This is a genomic window from Brevibacterium sp. RIT 803, assembly GCF_016892625.1.
Lineage (GTDB): Bacteria > Actinomycetota > Actinomycetes > Actinomycetales > Brevibacteriaceae > Brevibacterium.
Map to the genome: position 1 here is coordinate 452,870 of NZ_JAFEMW010000005.1, position 20,843 is coordinate 473,712.

General features: G+C 61.4%; 19 protein-coding genes. 15 read left to right on the forward strand and 4 right to left on the reverse strand.

Annotated elements, in window-relative coordinates:
* Positions 1-158: 158 nt before the first annotated feature.
* The 6 genes from JTF07_RS17650 to JTF07_RS17675 all read left to right on the forward strand — a co-directional run bounded on the left by JTF07_RS17650 (position 159) and on the right by JTF07_RS17675 (position 7,846).
* Entirely contained in the window at positions 159-1,772 is a 1,614-nt protein-coding gene (locus JTF07_RS17650; protein ID WP_240518434.1) for an ABC transporter substrate-binding protein, read from the forward strand.
* The gene (locus tag JTF07_RS17655) at positions 1,769-2,725 is read left to right on the forward strand and encodes an ABC transporter permease (protein WP_204235506.1); all 957 of its coding nucleotides are present in this window, start codon (positions 1,769-1,771) and stop codon (positions 2,723-2,725) included. The genes JTF07_RS17650 and JTF07_RS17655 overlap by 4 nt, the downstream gene beginning before the upstream one ends.
* Positions 2,722-3,636 (forward strand): ABC transporter permease, encoded by a 915-nt coding sequence (locus JTF07_RS17660; RefSeq protein ID WP_204235507.1) that lies wholly within the window; start codon positions 2,722-2,724, stop codon positions 3,634-3,636. Before JTF07_RS17655 ends, JTF07_RS17660 begins: the two co-directional genes overlap by 4 nt.
* A gap of 1 nt (position 3,637) precedes the next feature.
* Entirely contained in the window at positions 3,638-5,443 is a 1,806-nt protein-coding gene (locus tag JTF07_RS17665; RefSeq protein ID WP_204235508.1) for a gamma-glutamyltransferase family protein, read from the forward strand.
* The gene (locus tag JTF07_RS17670) at positions 5,440-7,122 is read left to right on the forward strand and encodes a dipeptide ABC transporter ATP-binding protein (RefSeq protein ID WP_502710969.1); all 1,683 of its coding nucleotides are present in this window, start codon (positions 5,440-5,442) and stop codon (positions 7,120-7,122) included. The genes JTF07_RS17665 and JTF07_RS17670 overlap by 4 nt, the downstream gene beginning before the upstream one ends.
* A 64-nt stretch (positions 7,123-7,186) precedes the next feature.
* On the forward strand, positions 7,187-7,846 hold the full coding sequence (locus tag JTF07_RS17675) for a GntR family transcriptional regulator (protein ID WP_204235602.1): 660 nt from the start codon (positions 7,187-7,189) through the stop codon (positions 7,844-7,846).
* Positions 7,847-7,852: 6 nt separating this feature from the next.
* On the opposite strand, the gene JTF07_RS17680 is transcribed toward JTF07_RS17675, so the two are convergent.
* From JTF07_RS17680 to JTF07_RS17695, 4 genes are all read right to left on the reverse strand, one after another.
* Complete coding sequence (locus JTF07_RS17680) at positions 7,853-8,977, reverse strand: PLP-dependent cysteine synthase family protein (protein WP_204235510.1); 1,125 nt, start codon at positions 8,975-8,977, stop codon at positions 7,853-7,855.
* Between the two features lie 71 nt (positions 8,978-9,048).
* The gene (locus JTF07_RS17685; protein WP_204235511.1) at positions 9,049-9,546 is read right to left on the reverse strand and encodes an SRPBCC family protein; all 498 of its coding nucleotides are present in this window, start codon (positions 9,544-9,546) and stop codon (positions 9,049-9,051) included.
* Position 9,547: 1 nt separating this feature from the next.
* Positions 9,548-9,919 carry an ArsR/SmtB family transcription factor gene (locus tag JTF07_RS17690; RefSeq protein ID WP_204235512.1) on the reverse strand — a complete coding sequence of 124 codons (372 nt, stop codon included), beginning with the start codon at positions 9,917-9,919 and terminating at the stop codon, positions 9,548-9,550.
* Positions 9,920-9,961: 42 nt separating this feature from the next.
* Positions 9,962-11,266 (reverse strand): MFS transporter, encoded by a 1,305-nt coding sequence (locus JTF07_RS17695; protein WP_252199901.1) that lies wholly within the window; start codon positions 11,264-11,266, stop codon positions 9,962-9,964.
* Positions 11,267-11,360: 94 nt separating this feature from the next.
* Between JTF07_RS17695 and JTF07_RS20965 the strand changes: the two genes are divergently transcribed.
* The 9 genes from JTF07_RS20965 (at position 11,361) to JTF07_RS17740 (ending at position 20,540) form a co-directional block, all read left to right on the forward strand.
* Complete coding sequence (locus tag JTF07_RS20965) at positions 11,361-11,912, forward strand: CGNR zinc finger domain-containing protein (protein ID WP_204235514.1); 552 nt, start codon at positions 11,361-11,363, stop codon at positions 11,910-11,912.
* 209 nt (positions 11,913-12,121) lie between these two features.
* Positions 12,122-13,570, forward strand: a complete 1,449-nt coding sequence (locus tag JTF07_RS17705; protein ID WP_204235515.1) for an APC family permease — start codon at positions 12,122-12,124, stop codon at positions 13,568-13,570.
* Complete coding sequence (locus JTF07_RS17710; RefSeq protein ID WP_204235516.1) at positions 13,567-14,487, forward strand: universal stress protein; 921 nt, start codon at positions 13,567-13,569, stop codon at positions 14,485-14,487. Before JTF07_RS17705 ends, JTF07_RS17710 begins: the two co-directional genes overlap by 4 nt.
* A gap of 127 nt (positions 14,488-14,614) precedes the next feature.
* A complete protein-coding gene (locus JTF07_RS17715) occupies positions 14,615-15,691 on the forward strand; it encodes a LacI family DNA-binding transcriptional regulator (RefSeq protein WP_204235603.1) in 1,077 nt (358 codons plus the stop codon).
* A 55-nt stretch (positions 15,692-15,746) separates the two neighbouring features.
* A complete protein-coding gene (locus tag JTF07_RS17720) occupies positions 15,747-17,090 on the forward strand; it encodes an MFS transporter (protein WP_204235517.1) in 1,344 nt (447 codons plus the stop codon).
* 16 nt (positions 17,091-17,106) lie between these two features.
* Positions 17,107-17,880, forward strand: coding sequence for an SDR family oxidoreductase (locus tag JTF07_RS17725; protein ID WP_204235518.1), 774 nt, complete (start codon positions 17,107-17,109; stop codon positions 17,878-17,880).
* A 17-nt stretch (positions 17,881-17,897) separates the two neighbouring features.
* Positions 17,898-18,827 (forward strand): 3,5-dioxohexanoate:acetyl-CoA acetone transferase, encoded by a 930-nt coding sequence (gene kce / locus JTF07_RS17730; RefSeq protein ID WP_204235519.1) that lies wholly within the window; start codon positions 17,898-17,900, stop codon positions 18,825-18,827.
* Positions 18,828-19,097: 270 nt separating this feature from the next.
* Positions 19,098-19,949 carry a fumarylacetoacetate hydrolase family protein gene (locus tag JTF07_RS17735; RefSeq protein WP_204235520.1) on the forward strand — a complete coding sequence of 284 codons (852 nt, stop codon included), beginning with the start codon at positions 19,098-19,100 and terminating at the stop codon, positions 19,947-19,949.
* 15 nt (positions 19,950-19,964) lie between these two features.
* Positions 19,965-20,540, forward strand: a complete 576-nt coding sequence (locus JTF07_RS17740) for a hypothetical protein (RefSeq protein ID WP_204235521.1) — start codon at positions 19,965-19,967, stop codon at positions 20,538-20,540.
* The last annotated feature ends 303 nt before the right edge of the window (positions 20,541-20,843 follow it).

Below are 20,843 nucleotides of genomic sequence, written 5' to 3' on the forward strand. Positions count from 1 at the left end.
TTCGCAGAGCCTGCAATCGAGCTCTTTTGATCCCAGAATTCGGGAACTTCACAGTATTTGTATACAAAACGTTAATCAACGATTAGATTGTATGCAAACAAGAGGGCCGGAGTGACTATCGGCCAGCCTCTGAGATGGATACCCACACAGGAGTGCGCGTGAAGAAACGGATAATGGCGGTGCTTGCCAGCGTCGTCCTGCTGGGCGGGTGCACGCCGGTCCAACCGCTCGGCGAACCGCCCGAGCGACCCGACGTGAAGTCGGTCGATGCCGACGCCGGAGCCTTCGAAGAAGGCGGAGATCTCGTCATGGCGCTGTCCTCGGAACCGGATCGCCTCGACCCGACGACATCTTCCTCTCTCTACACCCGATATGTCATGCAGACGATGTGCCAGAAGCTCTACGACATCGATGCGAACGGTGAGATCACGCCGATGCTCGCAACCTCGCTGCCGGATGTCTCCACAGATGGAAAGACCGTGCGCATCCCGGTCAAGGACGGTGTGCGATTCGCCGACGGCACCGACTTCGACGCCGAGGCGGTCAAGACGACCATCGAACGCGGGCTCAACCTCGAAGAGTCATCCCGCTCTGCAGAACTCGGCCCGATCAACGATGTGACCGCCATTGACGATCACACCCTCGAGGTCACGTTCGACGAGCCCTTCGCGCCATTCACCGCGGCCCTGGCCGATCGTGCCGGGATGATCATGTCGCCGGCGGCCCTGGACGAGGCGGGTGAGGACTTCGGCGACCACCCGGTGTGCGTCGGGCCGTTCAAGTTTGAGAAGCGCATCGCGCAGACGTCGATCAAGGTCGTCAAGGACCCCAACTACTACGATGCCGACAAGGTACACCTCGACTCGATCACCTATCAGATCATGTCGGATGCAAACATTCGTGCTGCGAACATCCGCTCCGGCGATGTGCAGGTCGCGGACACGATCTCCCCGCAGGACGTCGACGCTCTCACAGAGGAATCGGGAATCGGACTCCTGCAGTCGAACTCTCTGGGATACCAAGGGCTGACTGTGAACATGGGCTTCGGCGACAATCCGGAGAACTTCGAGACGCCACTGGGCCAGGATCCGAAGGTGCGCAAGGCACTGTCGATGGCCTTCGATCGCAAGGCATTGGTCAACACCGTATTCAACGGGTGGTTCTCACCGGCGTGCTCCGGCATCTCTCCGGACAGCCCCTTCGCAACCAAGGCGAGCGACGAGTGCGTCGACTACGATCCAGCCGGCGCGAAGAAGCTTCTCGAGGATGCGGGAGTCGAACTTCCGCTCAAGGTGAATATGAAGGTTTCGAACACTCAGGACACACTTCGCTTCGCTCAGGCCGTTCAGGCCTCCACCAAGGAAGCAGGCTTCGACATCACGGTCCAGCCGATGGAATACACGGCCCTGCTCGATGCCCAGGACCGCGGCGACTACGAGCTCCTCCAGCTGGGCTGGTCCGGACGCGTCGATCCGCACGGAAACCTCTATACCTTCCACTACCCAGGCGCCGGCAACAACGTCACAGGGGTCGACGACGACAGACTCAGCAATCTGCTCACCCGAGCCAGTGAAGCCACAGACATCGATGAGCGCAAGAAGCTCTACGGCGAAGCCTCACAGCGGATCGGTGAACTCAACTCGATCATCTATCTCTACCGGCAGAAGAACCTCACGGCCTACACCGATGATGTGTCCGGCATCGATGTGTTCTCCGACGGCGTCGTCCATCTCTCCGAAGCCGGATTTTTGAAGAAGGACGCTCAGCGATGACTCGATTCGTGCTCACCAAGATCTTCCACGCCATCATCACCTTCGTGCTCTCAGGCATCGTCATCTTCTTCGGTGTGCGCATGCTTCCCGGCGACCCGGCTCTGGCGATGGCAGGTGAAGAGGCGACCCCTGAACGACTCGACTCGATCCGCGCCGACCTCGGGCTCGACCAGCCTCTGCTCGTCCAGTTCGTCAAGTTCTTGGGCGACATCGTCACCGGCGACCTCGGCGAATCCACGCGGACAGGCTTGGCCGTGACCGAGATGATTGCGACCACCTTGCCAGTGACCCTGTGGCTGTCGCTGTACGCGATCGTGGTCGCTGTCATCGTGGGCATCACCCTGGGCATGGTCGCAGAACGCTTCCGCGGAAAGTGGCCGGAGTTGGGCAGCAACTTCCTCGCTCTCCTCGGCCTTTCGGTTCCGAACTTCTGGCTCGGACTCCTCGCAATCTTGGTCCTTGCCGTCACTCTCGGTTGGTTCCCTGCCTCGGGGTACGTCGACGTCCTCTCCGACCCGATCCGCGGCATCTACTACCTCACCCTGCCTGCCTTGATCCTGGGCACCAGTCTGGCCGCCGTCATCACCAGGCAGACCAGGGCCTCGATGATCGAGAGCATGGGCACCGACTATGTGCGCATGGCACGCGCCAAGGGACTGTCCCGTCCGAGGGTCCTCCTTCGATACGGACTGCGAAACTCGCTCATCGTCCTCGTCACGATCATCGGTCTGCAGCTGGGTGGCCTGATCTCGGGTGCAGTGGTCACGGAGAGGATCTTCGCCCTGCCGGGAATCGGCAAACTCACCCTCGATGCGGTCTTCTCCCGCGACTATCCGGTCATCCAGGCAGTTGTCCTCGTGATCACGGCCTCCTACATTCTCATCAACTTGGCCGTCGACATCCTCTATTCGGTCATCAACCCACAGATCCGAGTCAGCGAGGACGCCTCATGACCACCCCAATCGTCACGAACACCGACAAGAACACGCAGGGACTCGATCCCGAATTCCACGCCTCGAACAACCGGGCCTGGTGGCTGCTGCGCTCCATCCTGTCCAACCCGATGGGGCTCATCGGGTCCGTCATGGTCGCCATCGTGGTGCTCGTCGGACTCTTCGCACCGCTCATCGCCCCCTATGGATTCGCCCAGACGAACTTCCAAGCTCCATTCCAAGTGCCGGGCACGATCGGCTTCGTCCTCGGCACCGACGACCTCGGCAGAGACGTTCTCTCCAGGCTCGCATTCGGTGTTCGCGCCTCGCTCCAGGTGGGGCTCCTGGCAGTTGCGCTGGCCGTCATCGTCGGCACGCCTCTGGGCCTCTTGGCAGGATACTTCCGGGGCCTCGACGCGGTCATCTCCCGACTGACCGATGTCACCCTGGCATTTCCATTCCTCATCATCGCCGTCGGGCTGGCAGCCATTTCCGGGCCCAGCCTGGCCAACGCCGCGATCGCGTTGGGCATCTCCCAGGTACCCACGATGATCAGAGTGGTCAGAGGTGAGACGATGCGGCTGAAATCGGCCGATTTCGTCAAGGCCGCGATCGCCACTGACGCGTCGAAGGCACGTATTCTGGGCATGCATGTCCTACCGAACATCGCTTCGGCGATCATCGTGCAGGCCACCGTCATCATTCCCACCGCAGTGATCGGAGAATCGATCCTCTCCTTCCTCGGCCTGGGTATCCAGCCGCCCTCACCCAGCCTGGGCATCATGCTCTCCGACGCGCAGCAGTACATCTTCCGTGCACCGTCGACCGCGCTGTTCCCCGGGCTGGCGATCCTGGTCATCTGCTTGGCCTTCAACCTCTTCGGGGACGCCCTGCGCGACGCCCTCGACCCCAATTCGAAGAAGGGACACTGATATGTCATTCACCCCACCCGCGGCTTTCACCACTCGGCCCACTCTGGAGGGCCACTTCGGAATGGCCGCCTCCACCCACTGGTTGGCCACTGCTGCTTCACAGGCTGTGCTCGAACGGGGCGGCAACGCCTTCGATGCGGCCGTGGCCGGAGCCTTTCTCCTCCATGTGGTCGAACCCCATCTCAACGGTCCCGGCGGTGACATGACAGGAGTCTTCGCCACCGCCGAGGATCCGGCGAACCCGCAGATCATGATGGGGCAGGGTCCGGCACCGGCAGCTGCAACCATCGAGCACTATCGCAATGAGGGACTCGATATGGTCCCCGGCGCCGGGGCACTCGCCTCTGCGGTGCCCGGCGCCGTCGACTCCTGGCTCAATCTGCTCGAGCACCACGGCTCTTGGGAACTCGCCGACGTCCTCGATTTCGCCATCGACTACGCCGAGAACGGGCACCCCGTTCTCGGTCGAGTCGTGGGCACCATCGAACGCGTTCAAGAGCTCTTCACCGAACACTGGCCCACGTCGGCAGCCCAGTGGATGCCGGAGGGTCAGATCCCGAAAATCGGTGATCTCATCTATAACCGCCCCTATGCCGAGGTCCTGAGGAAGCTCATCGCTGCAGGTGACGGTGTGGAAGGGCGCGCTGCCAGAGTCGCTGCGGCACGTGAGGAATGGAAGTCCGGCTTCGTCGCCGAGGCGGTCGAGAAGTTCATCTCCACCCCGCACAGGCACTCGACTGGAGGCGACCACGCTGGAGTGATGACAGCAGCCGACTTCGCCGGATTCGACGCACATTTCGAGACACCGGTGTCCGTCGATTTCCGCGGCTACTCGATTGCGAAGATCGGAGCCTGGGGGCAGGGCCCGGTGCTGCTCCAGACGCTGAAGATCCTCGAGGGCTTCGACGACGACCGGCTCGATCCTTCGACCGAGATCGGTGCGCATACGATCCTCGAGGCACTCAAACTCGCGATGGCCGACCGCGACACCTATTACGGGGATGCCGATGTCGACCTCGACTGGCTGCTCAGCGAAGAGTACGCCGCAAATCGCCGGGGCCTCATCGCAGATGATGCCTCACTCGAATTCCGACCCGGCACCGACCGGGCGGGTTCTGTCGCGACCTTCACTCCGCCGCTCGTGCTCGAGGGAGCGGACAAGGAAGCCATGGCCAAGGCGGGCATCGGCGAGCCGACTGTGCAGAAGAACGGCGTCAACAACGGCGATACCTGCCACATCGACGTCGTTGACCGTTGGGGCAACATCATCTCAGCCACACCCTCCGGCGGATGGCTGCAGTCCTCGCCGGTCGTCCCCGAGCTCGGATTCTGCCTGGGAACTCGTCTGCAGATGATGTGGCTTGACGAAACAGCTCCCTCGGCGCTGACCCCCGGAAAACGCCCGCGCACCACGCTGACTCCGACTCTGATCTCCACAGGCGGTCAACCGATCATCGCGCTCGGTTCACCCGGCGGTGACCAGCAGGAACAGTGGCAGCTGCTGATGATTCTGCGCATGCTCATCGGCGGCTACGCTCCCCAGCAGGCGATTGATGCTCCCGCACTGCACACCACCTCGTTGGCGGGATCGTTCTGGCCGCGCACCTGGGTTCCCGGCGGAGCTGTGGTCGAGGACCGCCTCGGCGAGGATGTCATCAATGGGCTGATCGCACGTGGCCACATCGTGACGAGGGCCGGCGACTGGGAACTGGGCAGGCTCTCCTGCGTGACCCGGGACCCTGCAACCGGTCGCGTCACCGCAGGTGCGAACCCGCGCGGTGCCCAGGGATACGCGGCAGGCAGATGATGAGCACTGCGACCGGTGGCGGTGTGGAACCGTCAGAATTCGTCCTCGAGGTCGCTGGCCTCGAAGTCTCCTACGAGCACCCGGTGCTCCACGATGTGGGCTTCACGTTGGCACCGGGGGAGCGTCTGGCTCTCGTCGGTCAGTCAGGTTCCGGCAAGTCGACGACGATCAGCGCAGTCCTCGGACTCCTTCCGGGGGCAGGCCATGTCAGTTCCGGCTCTGTGAAGTACCGCGGTGAGGACCTCGTCCACGCCGATCATCAGCGACTCCAAACGCTTCGGGGCCGTTCGATTGCCTTGGTACCGCAGGATCCCATGGCCAGTCTCAACCCGAGCATGCGCGTGGGCGACCAGATCGCCGACGCTCTGCGGACATACGGAATGTCGAATTCCGCCGAGGTGACCCGCAATGTTGTGCGGCTGATGACGGAAGCGGGAATCCCTGACGCGGAGAACCGGCGACGGTCATATCCGCATGAATTCTCCGGTGGTATGCGGCAGAGGATCCTCATCGCAATCGCCCTGTCAGGTGAACCGGACCTCATCATCGCCGACGAACCGACCTCCGCACTGGATGTGACGGTGCAGAAGCAGATCCTTGATCATCTGCAGAAACTCGTCACCGAGCGAGGAACTTCGCTGCTCTTCGTCACGCACGACCTCGGCGTCGCCGGGGAGCGGACGGACACCATCCTCGTCATGAACGAAGGCCGCGTCGTCGAACGCGGGACACCTCAGCAGGTGCTCGGGAATCCTCAGGACGAGTACACGAAGGCCCTGGTCAAAGCCGCGCCCAGCATTGCGGTGGAGCGGGACCCGCAGCAGAGGAATCCGGCCGGTGCTGCGGCTCAAGGTTCCCGGGAGAGCAACGACCGCAGCGCCGGTGGGGACGCCTCGGCGAACGTGCTCGAGGTCGAAGACCTGCACAAGGTGTACAAGCTGCGCGGCCGCAGCAAAGAGGTGCACGCACTCAAGGGCGTGAGCTTCAGCGCACAGCGAGGGCAGACGACGGCGGTGATCGGTGAATCCGGTTCCGGAAAGTCGACGATTGCGAAGATCGTCTTGGGCTTGGAAAAGGCCACGAGCGGCACAGTTCTCACCGGAGGGCGCAATGTCGATGCCACCTCGCGGGCCGAACGCAGCATACTGCGGCGATTCAGTCAGCCTGTGTTCCAGGACCCGTTCTCCTCGCTCAACCCGATGTGGGGCATCGAGCGGATCATCGCTGAGCCCCTCGACGTATTCAAGGTCGGCACACGAGCCGAGAGGAAGGACAAGGTCGCCGAGGTGCTCGACCAAGTGGCTCTGCCCACCTCGATGCTCGAGCGTCGACCCGCCGATCTCTCCGGCGGACAGCGACAGAGGGTTGCGATCGCGCGAGCGCTGATCAGCGAACCTGAGCTCCTCATCTGCGATGAGGCAGTGTCGGCACTCGACGTCCTGGTCCAGGAGCAGATTCTCGACCTGCTGCGTCGGCTGCAGTCGGAGCTCGGCGTGAGCTGCCTGTTCATCACGCACGATCTTGCAGTTGTCGCGAACTTGGCAGACGATGTTGTAGTGATGAAGAACGGAGAGGTCGTCGAAGCGGGCGCGACGAGAGATGTCATCGATCGTCCAGTCGCGGAGTACACGCAGAAGCTGTTGGCCGCTGTGCCAGGTTCCGGTCTGCTCAATGCCTGAGCCCGGTTCTCGATCGCGGTCAAGTTCGGCTGCGAAGCCGAGTGCGGCTTCGCCCTCGAACAGCATCGCGGTCGGGGCGAAGATCCGCCACGACATCATCAAAGGCGTGCATCCGCCCGGAGGCAAGCTCCGCGAGGCGGCCCTGGCGAAGCAGTACGACGTCTCGCGGATCCCGATTCGAGAGGCATTGCGCTCCCTCGAATCTGAAGGGCTCGTCGAGTCTCGGCCCTACAGCGGCAGCATGGTCGCCCCGTCACCGATCGAGGACGCTGAGGATCTGTTCGAGATCCGCATCGTCCTGGAATCCGCGACCGCCAAACGAGCTGCGAAGCGCGCAGCGCAGCAGAGCAGCGGAGGGGTCCCGGATGAGCGTTGGCGGATGATTCGCAAGGAGATCAACGAGATCCTCGCCGCCGGTGACATCGTCATCGGAGAGGAACGCTACGAGGACCTCGCGGTGCTCAACATGCGCTTCCACTTCGCAATCGCCGAACTCAGCGGCAGCCTCTCCTTCGTCAGCCTCCTGCGCCAGATCTCAGGGAAGATCGAATGGCTCTACTCCCTCAACGTCACCCGTCGAGGACCGCAGGCATGGCCCGAGCACCGCGACATCATCGCAGCCATCGATGCCGGACAGGAGACGAAGGCCGCCGAGGTGATGGGACAGCACGTCCGTCGCAGCCGGGATTCGTACTTTGCCATGATGGCCGACAGGCCTGCCTAGACGAGTTCAGCCAAGGCGACCGCTGGCAATGAATTCCGTGAGGCGTTCCCGGTAGGGGACCGTGTCGATGCCTGCCTCTGCGAGCCACTCCGGCGAATAGTACTTGTCGAGGTAGCGCTCGCCCGGGTCGCAGATCAGCGACACCAGACTTCCCCTCTGCCCGGCTGCCTTCATCTGCGACACGATGCGGAATGCGGCCCACAGGCCGGTGCCGGTCGAAGCCCCGGCACGACGCCCCATCAGTTTCTCGAGCAGCTGGATGGAGGCGATGGCGGCAGCATCGGGAACATGCATCATCCGATCGATGCTCGAGGGGATGAAGCTCGCCTCGACCCGCTGTCGTCCGATGCCCTCGATCCGGGATCCCTGATCGGTCGTCGCCGCCGGATCATGGTCGCGCCATCCGGCGAAGAAGGCTGAATTGTCAGGATCGGCTACACAGATGCCGGTGGCCCGACCGGTGTAGCGAACGTATCTGGCCAGGGTCGCCGATGTGCCGCCCGTTCCGGCGGTGGCGATGATCCAGGACGGTTCGGGGTAGGTCTCGCTCGACATCTGATCGAAGATCGACTCGGCGATATTGTTGTTGCCGCGCCAGTCCGTGGCTCGCTCCGCGTAAGTGAATTGATCCATGTAGTGACCGCCGGACTCCGCAGCCAGATCAGCTGCGACTGCGTAGACCTCGTTGGCGTTGTCGACGAAATGGCAGGTGCCGCCGTAGAACTCGATGAGTGAGATCTTCTGGGCGCTCGTCGATCGCGCCATGACTGCGATGAACGGGACGCCGATGAGCTGGGCGAAATACGCCTCGGAGACCGCGGTCGATCCGCTGGAGGCCTCGACGACCGGCCGGCCGGGGCGAATCCAGCCATTGCACAGTGCGTGGAGGAAGAGCGAGCGGGCCAAGCGGTGTTTGAGCGACCCGGTGGGATGGCTCGACTCGTCTTTGAGATAGAGGTCGATTCGCCACGCAGAAGGCAGCGGCACGTGCAGCAGGTGCGTGTCCGAGGATCTGTTGGCATCTGACTTCACCGCTCCGATGGCTCCAGCCAGCCACTGGCGGGCCTCGGAATCGTAGCGGTCGATATCCTCTTCGGCAGGCGCGCTCGTGTGAGCGTGTGAGTCGGTCATGACCTCGAGCTTATGGGATACCTCAGACGATGCGACAGCGCCGGCGCTGAATGGGCCGGCGCTGTCAGCGCTCACTGAATCCCGGCGAGCATCCTCTCGAGCTTGTCGTAACCTTCGCGAATGCCGTGCTCCATACCGGAGGCGACCATGCCGTCGCGAGATTCGAGGGAGTCGAAGACCGACGTCGACTGCAGGCGGGTCCGCCCATCGCCCAAGTCAGTGAGCGTGAGGATCTCGAGGTTCACGGCATCCGGAAAGCCTTCGAAGGTGAAGGTCTGGACGATGCGCTCGTTCTCCCGCACCTCGTGGAAGGATCCGAAGAAGCCGTACTCACCGTTGTCATCGGTCGAGATGTAGCTCCATTTCCCGCCGGTCTTCGCGTCCCATTCGCGGATCGTGTTCGTGATCGTGTCGGGTCCACACCATTTGACGAAGAGTTCTGGGTCGGTGTGGGCGCGGAACACCTTGTTCGGGGTGGCCGCGAAGTCACGAGTGATCGAGACAGTCTGGACGCCATCCGGGACGTCGAGTTTCAGAGTCGAGTAGTCAGTGTCGTTCGTGGTGGTCATGTCATGCTCCCTTGCGTGATGTGGTGGTGGAGATGGTGTCTTCTGTGTCTTCGTCCGCCTTCATCTCATCCAGAACTGCGTCGAGACGTCGGTAGCGGTCTTCGGCCTGACGTTGATATCTCTCGATCCATTTCGTCATCAGATCGAACACATTGTCTTCGAGGTGGACTGGTCTGCGCTGGGCGTCCCGGGTGCGAGTGACCAGTCCTGAATCCTCGAGCACCTTGAGATGTTTCGACACGGCCTGGACGCTGACCTCATAGGGCTCGGCGAGTTCGTTGACCGTGGCGTCGGCGATGGACAGCCTGGCCACCATGTCTCGTCGTGTCGGGTCTGCCAGGGCTGCGAAGACCTTTGTCAGTTGGTCTGCCACTGAACCTCCATCCTGTATTCAACCATAGGGTTGATTAACAAGTTAGCCCTCCGCATCCTCGTTGTCAACCTTATGATTGAATAACATTTCTCCGGGTGCCGGAGCGGCCGCCTCGTCCATGCGAGACCTGAGTGTGGGCATTCTGATGGCGAACCAGGTGGAGATCCCTGCCGCGAGCGCGCTCTCGATCCAAAACATCGAGGTCAGCCCCAAGGGTCCGACTCCCATCGCGGCAAGTGTGGCACCCAGGGGGAGTGCTCCCCAGCTGATGACGCGGGAAGCAGAGTAGACCCTGCCGATGAGGTGCAGTGGAGTCGACTTTTGGCGGACGACGGCGACGATGATCCGCCACACGGTCGAACCACTGCCGGCGAGCACGATTCCGGCTGCCACGACTGCCACGGGTGCATTGAGTGCAGCCGGAAGAACGAGGCCGATCGTGCCGATCGTGTCGATGAAGAGCAGCGACGTGGGCGAGATTCTGGTCTGAAGTCGTTCGGTGAACATCGACGCGATGATGCCTCCGAGTGCCATTGTGGTCAGCAGCAGCCCGTAGCCGGCCGGATCGAGGCCGAGGGGGCCTGGAGCGACGGCGTGCAACACGAAGGTCGCCGTCCAAGCGCCCCAGATTACGCTCATTGCTGCCGTCATGAGCGTCAACTCTCGCTGGAGACGATGTCGCCAGAGGAACAGGATGCCGTCGCGAACTCGAATCTCTGCACCGCCCTCTCCGGTCGAGTTGTCGATTGCGGGTGCGGTGGAGTCTGCTGTTGTGAGGTACTCGGAGTGGGAGCGTCGCATTGAATGCATGAGGCCGAGTGCCGCGACTCCGGCCAGGAGGTAAAGTGCCGCACCGGTGGTGGCGGCAAGTAGACCGGCACTTCCGACGAGTAGTCCGGCGAGCGGCGGTCCGGCGAGTTGATTGTTGATGTTGACAGTGGCCTCGATCCTTGCGTTGGCGCCGACGAGGCGATTGCGACTGACCGTGCGGGGGATGCCTGCGATGAGTGCGGTGTCGACCAGGGTCTCGGCGAACCCGAAGATGAGAGCTGAGGCGAGCGTCACGACAAGCACCCCGGTCTCGAATGCGATGGACAGGGTCAGTCCGATCAGCGCTAGCGTCCTCGCGCTGTTGACGAGCGCGAGCAGGCGGTGAGGAGGAATCTTGTCGACGACCCACCCGGCATGAAGGCCCGCTATCGGCCACCCGATGGTCGCAGCGGTGGTGACCAGGGCAACCTCGCTCGGCTGGCCACCTGCGGCGATTGCGATGAGAGGGAGTGCGGTGATGATGATTCCATCGCCGAGGTTGGCCAAGCCCGCACTGGCCCACAGCCACCGGAACATCGCATTCATTATAACCACCTAAATAGTTGTTGCTGGTAAAGTCTTACCCTGAGGACTTGACCTGTCAAGAGTCATTAGGTGGTAAAATCAGAATATGGAGTTCGAACATGTGGGCAACGCACTGTGCCTTGAGCTGAGCAATTCGGTCCCCAACCGGAGCGAAGATTCAGGGGAACGTGACTGGTTGCGCTCGTCGAATGTTGCTGCAGAGTGGGCGGAGTCTCTGGGGCTGACAATGGTGCGGGGGGCGTCGGCTGATGACCGTGCCGCGTTGAAGGGCTTGCGGGAATCCATCTTCACGGTGTTCACTGCTTTGGCCGATGGTTCACAACCGGACGACCGTGAGCTGCAGTCGATCACGGAAGCGCACGCCGAGGGTCTGAGGCGATACGGTTACACATCGCTGGGAGATCGGATTGTGAGGAAATGGCCTCAACAATGGGACAGTTCGGCACTGCTTGCTGTCTTCGCGGACTCCGCAATAACGGAACTGACTGGTCAGCGCTTGGATCGAATCAGGTCATGCCCGAGCTGTGAATGGCTGTTCTTTGACACGTCGCGCAACCGGAGTCGGCGATGGTGTTCGATGCAGACCTGCGGTGGCAGAGACAAAGCGCTCAGGCACTATCGGAAACAGCGAAGCTGACGCGAACACGAGGCCGATCTTTGTTGTGCGTATGACATCATGCGAGCCGCGATTGTCTTGCGCAGGGGACACAGCGCGCATCTCGAAGTCTCGGCAACGGTGTCGGTCTTGTCGTAAAGTCGCCACTAGCAATGAGTGCAGTGTTGCGAGCGGGGTCTTCGCGCTCGTGGTATTGCCTGCACCACGACAACGACGTCTGGGGAACGACAATGGCAAGTCTGCGACAACAGCTGTTCCGAGTGAAACCCGTGCCACAGCAGGGTGAGGAGGCGGACAGTGATCTCAAGCGCACAATCGGTCTGTTCTCGCTGACCATGATCGGCGTCGGGTCGACCATCGGCACCGGCATCTTCTTCATTCTGTCGGAATCCGTGCCCGTCGCGGGACCGGCTGTCATCTGGTCCTTCGTCATCGCCGGCCTCGTCGCCGGCCTCGCGGTGATCTGCTATGCGGAGCTGGCCGGCAGCGTGCCCGTCTCCGGTTCCTCCTATTCCTACGCCTATGCGACGCTCGGCGAGCTGCCGGCCATGGGGGTCGCGGCGTGTCTGCTCCTCGAATACGGTGTGGCAGGGGCTGCCGTCGCCGTGGGCTGGTCGCAGTACGTCAATCAGCTGCTGTTCAACCTCTTCGGATTCGAGATCCCGCACGCCCTGGCCTACGCCCCGGAGGAGGGAGGAATCGTCAACCTTCCGGCGATCGCGCTGTTGGCCATGTGCTGCTTCCTGTTGGTCCGCGGCACCGGCGAATCGGTCGTCATCAACACCATCATGGTCTGCACGAAGATCGGAGTTCTCCTCTTCTTCGTGCTTGTCGGAGTCACCGGCTGGAATGTCGATAACTTCGCCGATTTCGCACCCTTCGGCTTTTCCGGGGTGGTGGCCGGCTCCGGTCTGATCTTCTTCAGCTACGTCGGCATGGACGCCGTGGCTACGGCCGGCGATGAGACGAAGAACCCGAAGAAGACCATGCCGAAAGCCCTCATCGCGGCACTCCTCATCGTCACCTCGGTCTACGTGCTGGTGGCCGTCGCCGCCCTGTCTGCTCAGCCCTGGCAGGAGTTCGAAGGGCAGAGCGCTGGGCTGTCGGCGATTCTCGAGAACATCGTCGGCGCCCAGTGGCCCGGCACCGTTGTCGCCGCCGGAGCCGTGATCTCGATCTTCTCCGTCACCCTCGTCTCGATCTACGGCCAGACCCGCATCCTATTCACGATGTCGCGCGATGGGATGATGCCCAAGCTCTTCGGCGAGGTCAATCCCCGAACGCTCACCCCAGTCAAGGGCACGATCGTCGTGACCGTGGTCATCGCCATCCTGGCCGGCTTCATCCCACTGAACTTCCTCGCCGAGATGACGAGCATCGGCACCCTCGTCGCCTTCGTCGTCGTGTCCCTGGCCGTCATCATCCTGCGTGTGCGCGAACCCAACCTCGAGCGCGGCTTCAAAGTTCCCTTCTACCCGGTCCTGCCGGTGCTCGCGATCATCGGCTGCCTCTGGATCATCAGCAACCTGCAGGGCATCACGATCGTCGTCTTCCTCATCTGGACCGCGGTCATCCTCGGCCTTTACATCGTCTTCGGCCGCAGATCCTCGGTGCTCGGCAAGCAGCGAGCAGCACAAGACAGCATTGACGGAACTGGTTCCACAGGAGGGAAACAATGAGCATCGTCGTCGGCATCGCACCAGGTCAGGACAACCGACCGGCGGTTGAGCTGGGCATCGTGCTCGCCCGGTCCTACGGGCATCGGCTCGTCGCGGCGGCCATCGATTCCGCCGCCTGGCCGATGAGTCCCGTGCTTTTCGACAGCGAGTATCAGAAGAAGCTTCGCAGCGTCGCCGAGGCTGCCCTGGACGAGGTTCGGGTGTCCCTTCCCGATGACATCGAGTCCGAATGCGTCATCCACGGCGCTCGTTCATCGCGACGTGGACTGCTTGAGGTGTGCCAGAAGGAGAACGCCTACCGCCTCGTCGTCGGCCCCGCTGCCGATGGGACGCCGAGGCGGATCGCGCTGGGGTCCGTCTCCACCGGCCTGCTGCACAGCGCCAGCCTGCCGGTGGCACTGGCCCCAGTCGGATACCGAGCAGCACCGGGCGCTCGGCTGCGGAGGATCACTGCCGCATACAGCGGTTCGTCCACCTCGGCGGATCTCATCCTCGGGGCCGCAGTGGTCTCGGCCGAGTCCGGCGTACCCTTCCGCATCGCCTCGTTCGCTCCACGGTCGAGGGTGATCTCGGCGGCCGGAGTGGGACTCGACGTCGAATCCAGCGTCATCGACGAATGGGCCAACGTGATCCGGAGAGACACCGACGAGATACTGTGCTCGATCGACAACCTCCACATCAAGCCCGGCGAGACCGACGTGGCCATCGGGACAGGACCCGACTGGGCCAGTGCGCTGACTGCGGTCCAGTGGGAAGATCCCGAAGTCATGATGCTCGGCTCTTCCGGTCTCGGGGCGATCAAGCGCGTATCACTGGGCAGTCACGCCATGCGGATCCTGCAGCACTCCCCGGTGCCCATCGTCGTCGTCCCCCGGCGGGCCAAATCCGACTACACGGCAGCGGCGTTCGAGGAATAGAGCAGCTCTCCACTTCTTGCGGGTCCTTCATAGCACCTACATACTTAACGTTGCTTAACGTCGTTGAGTGGGAGTCCAATTGCAGTGTTCAGGCTGCACAGGGACGTGGAGGGTACGGGTGGCAATAATGCAAGAGGAAAAATACGATGAGGCGTCACGCCCTCGTGTCTCTGCCGCCCACGTCGCACGCGCCTGTGGAGTCTCGACTGCAACAGTCAGCTATGTATTCAACGGCAAGACAGGAGTGTCTTCCGTCGTCCGACGCCAGGTGATCGAAAAGGCCAATGAACTCGGATACAGGTCGCCGCTGACCTCCGCGATGCACAATCGCTCCCTGACCCGGGTGATCGGCCTGATCGTGCCTTCAATGGTCAACTACATGCACATGCATTGGGCACAGGCCATCATCGAAGCGGCAGGCGAGGAAGGCTTCGATGTGTTCGTCTCCACCACAGGCGACGATCCGGAACGGCTGAATCATGTGGCTTCGACATTGTCAGCACGCAATGTCGACGGGGTCATCTCCACTGGTGGGATGCGACTCGACGCACGATCATACGGGACTTTGAATAGCGCTCGGATCCCGGTCGTCAATCTCTCCCGCAAGGTCGAGCATGCCAGCGCCAGCTTCATCGGCATTGACGACACTTTGGCGGCACGCGAACTCATGACTCATGTCCTCGGACACGGGGTTACGAAGATCGCGACCGTCATCGGTCCCAGGTTCTCCACCGCCTCGGCTGACCGTGAAAGGGCCTTCATCGACACGGCGGCTGAACACGGAATCACTATCCCAGGTAATTGGAAGGTGAGCACTCGGTTGCACCGGAACGGAGGAAGAATCGCGGCAGAAGAACTCCTTGGCGATGCGGACAACCGGCCAGAAGCCATTGTTTGCGGTTCCGACGAGGTGGCGCTTGGCATCATCGAACACTCTGTTGTCAACGGAATCAGCATTCCAGATGATCTCATCGTCGTAGGAAGCGATGGCCTTGCCCGCTCCCGATCGCCGCTTATGGGAATGACGACGATCGTTCAGCCAGTCGTCGAGATGGCGAAGGCAGCGTTCTCTGTTTTGCTCGACCATATCGAGGACCCCGGTACGCCAGCTCGTGAAGTGATCTGTCGCCACCAAATTCACACCGGAACAAGCTGCGGTTGCCATCCCGATTCGTTCAATGCACTGAATACAACCAGAGTTTGAGCGGCTCGACCATCGAACTGCCAGTTTGCTCACTCTCGAAAAATTAAGGATAACCATGTCGAAATCAGCGACGCTGCGGTCGCCGGAAGTGTTGAATCGAGTGATCTTCGTTCGGCTCATGCCACTGCTCATCGCCGCTTACATCCTGGCTTTTCTCGATCGAAGCAATATCGGAATGGCCAAGGAAAGACTAGAGATTGACCTGGGCATCTCCGCCACCGCATACGGTGTTGGAGCCGGACTCTTCTTCCTGACCTACGCGGTATGCGAGATTCCTTCAAACATGATCATGCACAAGGTCGGTGCTCGGTGGTGGATCATGCGCATTATGATCACCTGGGGCCTGATTTCAGCGGCGATGATGTTTGTTCAAGGTGAGTGGTCTTTCTACATTTTGCGAATGTTGCTTGGCATCGCCGAGGCTGGCCTGTTTCCCGGTGTCATGTATTACCTGACTAAGTGGTTCACCGTCAAAGACCGGGCCAAAGCCAATGGTATGTTCCTCTTGGGAGTCTCGATTGCCAACATTATCGGGGCTCCGATCGGTGGTGTGCTTCTGACGATGGACGGATTCCTCGGCTTGCACGGCTGGCAATGGATGTTCCTTATTGAAGGCGTGCCCGCTTGCTTCTTGGCGCTCCTGGTGTGGAAATTCTTACCCGACAGTCCGAGGCAGGCCAAGTTCCTCAGCCCAGAAGAAGCCGAATGGCTCGAAACGACTATTGACGAGGAGGAACAAGCCGGCGCCTCTGGGGCGTCCAACCACCGTCTCGCCGATATCGTTCGCGACCCGCAGATACTTCTGGTCGTCGGCATCTATTTCGGACACCAGCTCGCAGTGTATGCACTCAACTTCTTCCTTCCGTCGATCATCGGCAGCTGGGGCGAGATGGGCTCGGTCCAGATAGGGTTGCTGACTGCAATTCCATGGGTGTTCTCTGCGGTCGGTGCACTGCTGTTGCCGCGTTTCGCCAAAACTGCAAGCGCTTCAAAGAAGATAGCTCTGGGTTCCATGATCGGAATCATTGTGGGTTTCATCATCGGTGCGCTGGGCGGGCCAGCGCTCGGTCTCATCGGTTTCTGCTTGGCTGCATTCAACTTCTTCGCGCTCCAGCCCATTCTGTTCACGTACCCTGCGACCAGACTCTCCGGAGTCGGGCTGGCAGCCGGGCTTGCTCTCGTCAATACGGTCGGGCTCCTCGGAGGTTTTCTTGGGCCATACATTATGGGCTTGATGGAAGACCTCACCGGATCGGGCGTTTCAGGGCTGTGGCTTATTGTCGCAATCTGTGTGATCGGTGCCTTCCTCATCCCATTCCTCAAGCAAGGGCAAGAGTCCAAGGCCCAGGCAACACGGAGCTCAGGCTCCACTCAAATTCCCACAATCTCGGAAAAATGAAATGAAGGGCGGAAGCATGAGCATTCTCGGTGTCGAAGGTAAACGCGTTCTCATCACTGCAGGGGCAGCCGGAATTGGTCGGGCCATCGCCCAGCAATTCACCGAGGCTGGTGCCGAGGTCTGGGTGACCGACATTGCGGAAGCCGCAGTCGAGTCCGCCCGAAGTGATGGTATGAAAGCCTCCGTGTCGAATGCGTCTGACGAGGGGCAGGTTGCAGACCTCGCCACCGAGGTCGCAGCGGAGTGGGGGACTCTCGACGTGTTGGTGAATAACGCGGGGATCGCAGGTCCGACCGGCGCCATCGAAAACCTCGAGTCGACCGCATGGCTGGCAACTTTCGATGTGAACATCCACAGCCAGTTCTATTGCGTCAAATTTTTTCTGCCATTGCTGCGAACCAGCCACTCTGCCGCGATCGTCAACCTGTCCTCGGCTGCAGGGCGACTCGGCATGGCCGGCCGCAGCCCCTATTCGGCGACTAAGTGGGCAGTGGTCGGGCTGACGAAGACCCTCGCTATCGAACTCGGCGGGGAGAACATCCGCTGCAACGCAATCTGCCCCGGAGCAGTCGGTGGACCTCGGATCGAAGCGGTTATCGAGTCCAAAGCAGAAATGCTGGGGAAGACCGTCGACGAAGTTAACGGTCTCTACACGGGACAGTCTTCGCTGAACAAGCTAGCCGACGCTAACGACATCGGAAACATGGCTGTCTTTCTGGCTTCCGACATGGCCTCTCATGTCAACGGACAAGCCATGGCAGTCGACGGCAATACAGAAAAGCTCTACTGAGAACTAAGGACACATTTATGGCACATGCACGAAAAGTCATCATCACTTCGGCTGTTACGGGAGCCATCCACACGCCAACGATGTCGCCTCATCTGCCGGTAACTCAGGACGAAATCGCCGATGCGGCGATCGGTGCTGCAGAGGCAGGTGCAGCGATCCTTCACCTGCATACCAGAGACCCGAAAGACGGGCGGCCTTCCCAGGACCCGGAGCATTTTGAACCGGTTCTGCAGAAAGTTGCGAGCAACACTGATGCCGTCGTCAATATCACCACTGGTGGTTCGCCACATATGAGTGTCGAAGAGCGTATGCAGCCGGTCACAACTTTCAAGCCGGAACTCGCAAGTCTCAACATGGGCTCGATGAACTTCGGCCTCTTCCCGATGCTCGATAAGTACTCAACGTTTCAGAACGACTGGGAACGGGAGCACCTTGAAAATTCCCGGGACCTAGTTTTCAAGAACACATTCGCTGATATCGAACGCATCCTCGAGATAGGGAATTCGAACGGCACCCGCTTCGAATTCGAGTGCTACGACATCTCGCATCTTTACAACCTGGCGCACTTCCAGGAACGTGGGCTGGCCAAAGGCCCTCTCTTCGTGCAGTCGGTGTTTGGTCTGCTCGGCGGAATCGGCGGACATCCGGAGGATCTTATGCACATGCACCGCACTTCAGAACGACTCCTCGAAGACTTCGAGTGGTCAATCCTCGGTGCCGGGAAGAACCAGCAGCCCTTGGCAACCATGGGAGCAACGATGGGGTCACACATTCGCGTCGGGCTGGAAGATTCCCTGTGGATCGGCCCGGGAAGGCTTGCCGAATCGAATGCGGCGCAAGTGACCAAAATGCGCACGATCGTCGAAGCACTGGGGATGGAGGTTGCCACTCCGGACGAGGCTCGGGCGATGCTCGACCTGAAAGGTGCAGATCGCGTGGCGTTCTGAGAGCCGACCGAATCGGGCCTACGGCTGAGGGCCTTACCTGATTGGGTAAGGCCCTCAGCCGTACCTGCCATCTGACGTTCAGGCCAAGACGCGGGCCGCAATTCCGCAGTGCGGAAGAGATTGTGCGATGTTCCACAAAACAGCCGTCCAATACTTGAACGATTCCAACCTAGGGTGTGAGATGCCGCTAGCGTGGTTCCACCGACTCACCTAGCGCATCCGTCCAACGACGGCCGGACGCGGGAGTCTGTCGAACATGGAAGGAACCGCATGGAATTGTTGCGTTTGGGCCCCATCGGCCACGAGATCCCGGTCGTGCGTGACGACGACGTCCACTACGATCTGCGCCCCCTGACCACCGACATCACCCCAGAGTTCTTCGCCGAGGATGGCATCGGCAGGGTCCGTACCGCACTGGACGAAGGCAGCCTCGATCCCCTCGACGGAGCGGAGGACCTGCGCATCGGAGCGCCAATCTCGCGCCCCTCGGCAGTGGTGTGCGTGGGCATGAACTACGCGGCGCATGCTCGAGAGACGGGAGCCGAACCGCCCAAGGCGCCCGTCGTCTTCTTCAAGATGCCCTCGACGATTGCCGGCCCCTACGACCGACTCGAATTGCCGCCCTATGCCACGAAGGCCGACTGGGAGGTCGAGCTGGGGCTGGTCATCGGCACCCGGGCCTTCAGAGTCGCCTCGACTGAGGAGGCATATTCGCACGTGGCCGGCTATGTGCTGGCCAACGACCTGTCCGAACGCAGGTTCCAGATCGAGGAATCCGGCGGCCAGTGGTCGAAAGGGAAGAACCTTCCCGGCTTCACTCCACTGGGTCCCTGGATCAGGCCCGCCGCCGAGGTGGACCCCGGGTCCCTGCAGCTGCGCAGCTGGGTCAATGGCGAGGTGCGGCAGGATTCGTCGACGAGCGACCTGATCTTCGACGTCGGGCAGATCATCTATCAGCTCAGCCAGACGATGCCCTTCGAGCCCGGAGACGTGATCCTGACCGGCACACCTCAGGGCGTGGCGATGTCGGGGAAGTTCCCGTTCCTGACCGATGGCGATGTCGTTGAGATGGAGATCGACGGCCTCGGTCGCCACCGCCAGGCGGTGGCCGTCACCGGGTGACGACAGCCTAGAAGCATGAAAGAGGGGCGGTACTCCCGATCGGGAGTACCGCCCCTCTTCAGTTACTGCGTGAGGCTGAGGGAATCAGCGCTGCTGGTCGAAGCCGCCCTGTTCCTGGCCGCCTTCGTTTCCGCCACCGAAGCCGCCCTGCTGCTGGCCGCCCTGCTCGTTGTCGCCGCCGAAGCCGCCACCCTGCTGGTCGCTGCCACCCTGGTTGCCTTCGTTGCCGCCGAAGCCGCCCTGTTCCTGGCCACCGGACTGCTGTCCGCCCTGGCCGCCTTCGCTGCGCTCGTTGTCGCCGCCGCCGAAGCCGCCGGATTCCTGGCCGCCGGACTGCTGGCCTCCCTGGGGCTGGCCGCTCTGCTCGTTGCCGCCGCCGAAGCCGCCCTGCTCGGACTGCTGTCCGCCCTGGCCACCTTCGCCGCGCTCGTTGTCGCCGCCGCCGAAGCCGCCCTGGTCGCCACCCTGCTGCTGGTTACCCTGCTGCTGGCCGCCCTGTTCCTGGCCGCCACCGAAGCCGCCGCCCTGCTGCTCCTGGTCGCCGCCGCCGAAGTTCTCGTTGTCCTGTCCAAAGTTTTCCGACATGTTTAGCTCCTTGGTTGATGGCATACGGCCGCGTCTTGCGGCTTGGTTGCCAGTCTTAAACATCAACAGTCCTGCCACAAGGGGGAACAAGGGAAATTGCGTGAAATTGGCTCAAGTCTCAGAGGCTGTTCATTTCCCGCCGATCTTCACAGGAAGCTCGGAGATAACCGTCGCGGTGAATGACGTTTCAACAAGATAGGGTCATCGATTCCACCTCCCGTCAGTCCTCCCGTCACTACTCCCCGTCAGTGGATGGACGCTGGATTCGTCGACCCGAGGACGTCCTGAATTTCGAAATGTCGCTGTTGA

Coding starts and splice junctions, on each gene's coding strand:
- JTF07_RS17705 (WP_204235515.1), top strand. CDS start 12,122: ATGGCAAGTCTGCGACAACAGCTGTTCCGAGTGAAACCCGTGCCACAG.
- kce (WP_204235519.1), top strand. CDS start 17,898: ATGGCACATGCACGAAAAGTCATCATCACTTCGGCTGTTACGGGAGCC.
- JTF07_RS17725 (WP_204235518.1), top strand. CDS start 17,107: ATGAGCATTCTCGGTGTCGAAGGTAAACGCGTTCTCATCACTGCAGGG.
- JTF07_RS17655 (WP_204235506.1), top strand. CDS start 1,769: ATGACTCGATTCGTGCTCACCAAGATCTTCCACGCCATCATCACCTTC.
- JTF07_RS17710 (WP_204235516.1), top strand. CDS start 13,567: ATGAGCATCGTCGTCGGCATCGCACCAGGTCAGGACAACCGACCGGCG.
- JTF07_RS17665 (WP_204235508.1), top strand. CDS start 3,638: ATGTCATTCACCCCACCCGCGGCTTTCACCACTCGGCCCACTCTGGAG.
- JTF07_RS17685 (WP_204235511.1), bottom strand. CDS start 9,546: ATGACCACCACGAACGACACTGACTACTCGACTCTGAAACTCGACGTC.
- JTF07_RS17735 (WP_204235520.1), top strand. CDS start 19,098: ATGGAATTGTTGCGTTTGGGCCCCATCGGCCACGAGATCCCGGTCGTG.
- JTF07_RS20965 (WP_204235514.1), top strand. CDS start 11,361: ATGGAGTTCGAACATGTGGGCAACGCACTGTGCCTTGAGCTGAGCAAT.
- JTF07_RS17695 (WP_252199901.1), bottom strand. CDS start 11,266: ATGTTCCGGTGGCTGTGGGCCAGTGCGGGCTTGGCCAACCTCGGCGAT.
- JTF07_RS17670 (WP_502710969.1), top strand. CDS start 5,440: ATGATGAGCACTGCGACCGGTGGCGGTGTGGAACCGTCAGAATTCGTC.
- JTF07_RS17715 (WP_204235603.1), top strand. CDS start 14,615: ATGCAAGAGGAAAAATACGATGAGGCGTCACGCCCTCGTGTCTCTGCC.
- JTF07_RS17720 (WP_204235517.1), top strand. CDS start 15,747: ATGTCGAAATCAGCGACGCTGCGGTCGCCGGAAGTGTTGAATCGAGTG.
- JTF07_RS17660 (WP_204235507.1), top strand. CDS start 2,722: ATGACCACCCCAATCGTCACGAACACCGACAAGAACACGCAGGGACTC.
- JTF07_RS17680 (WP_204235510.1), bottom strand. CDS start 8,977: ATGACCGACTCACACGCTCACACGAGCGCGCCTGCCGAAGAGGATATC.
- JTF07_RS17740 (WP_204235521.1), top strand. CDS start 19,965: ATGAAAGAGGGGCGGTACTCCCGATCGGGAGTACCGCCCCTCTTCAGT.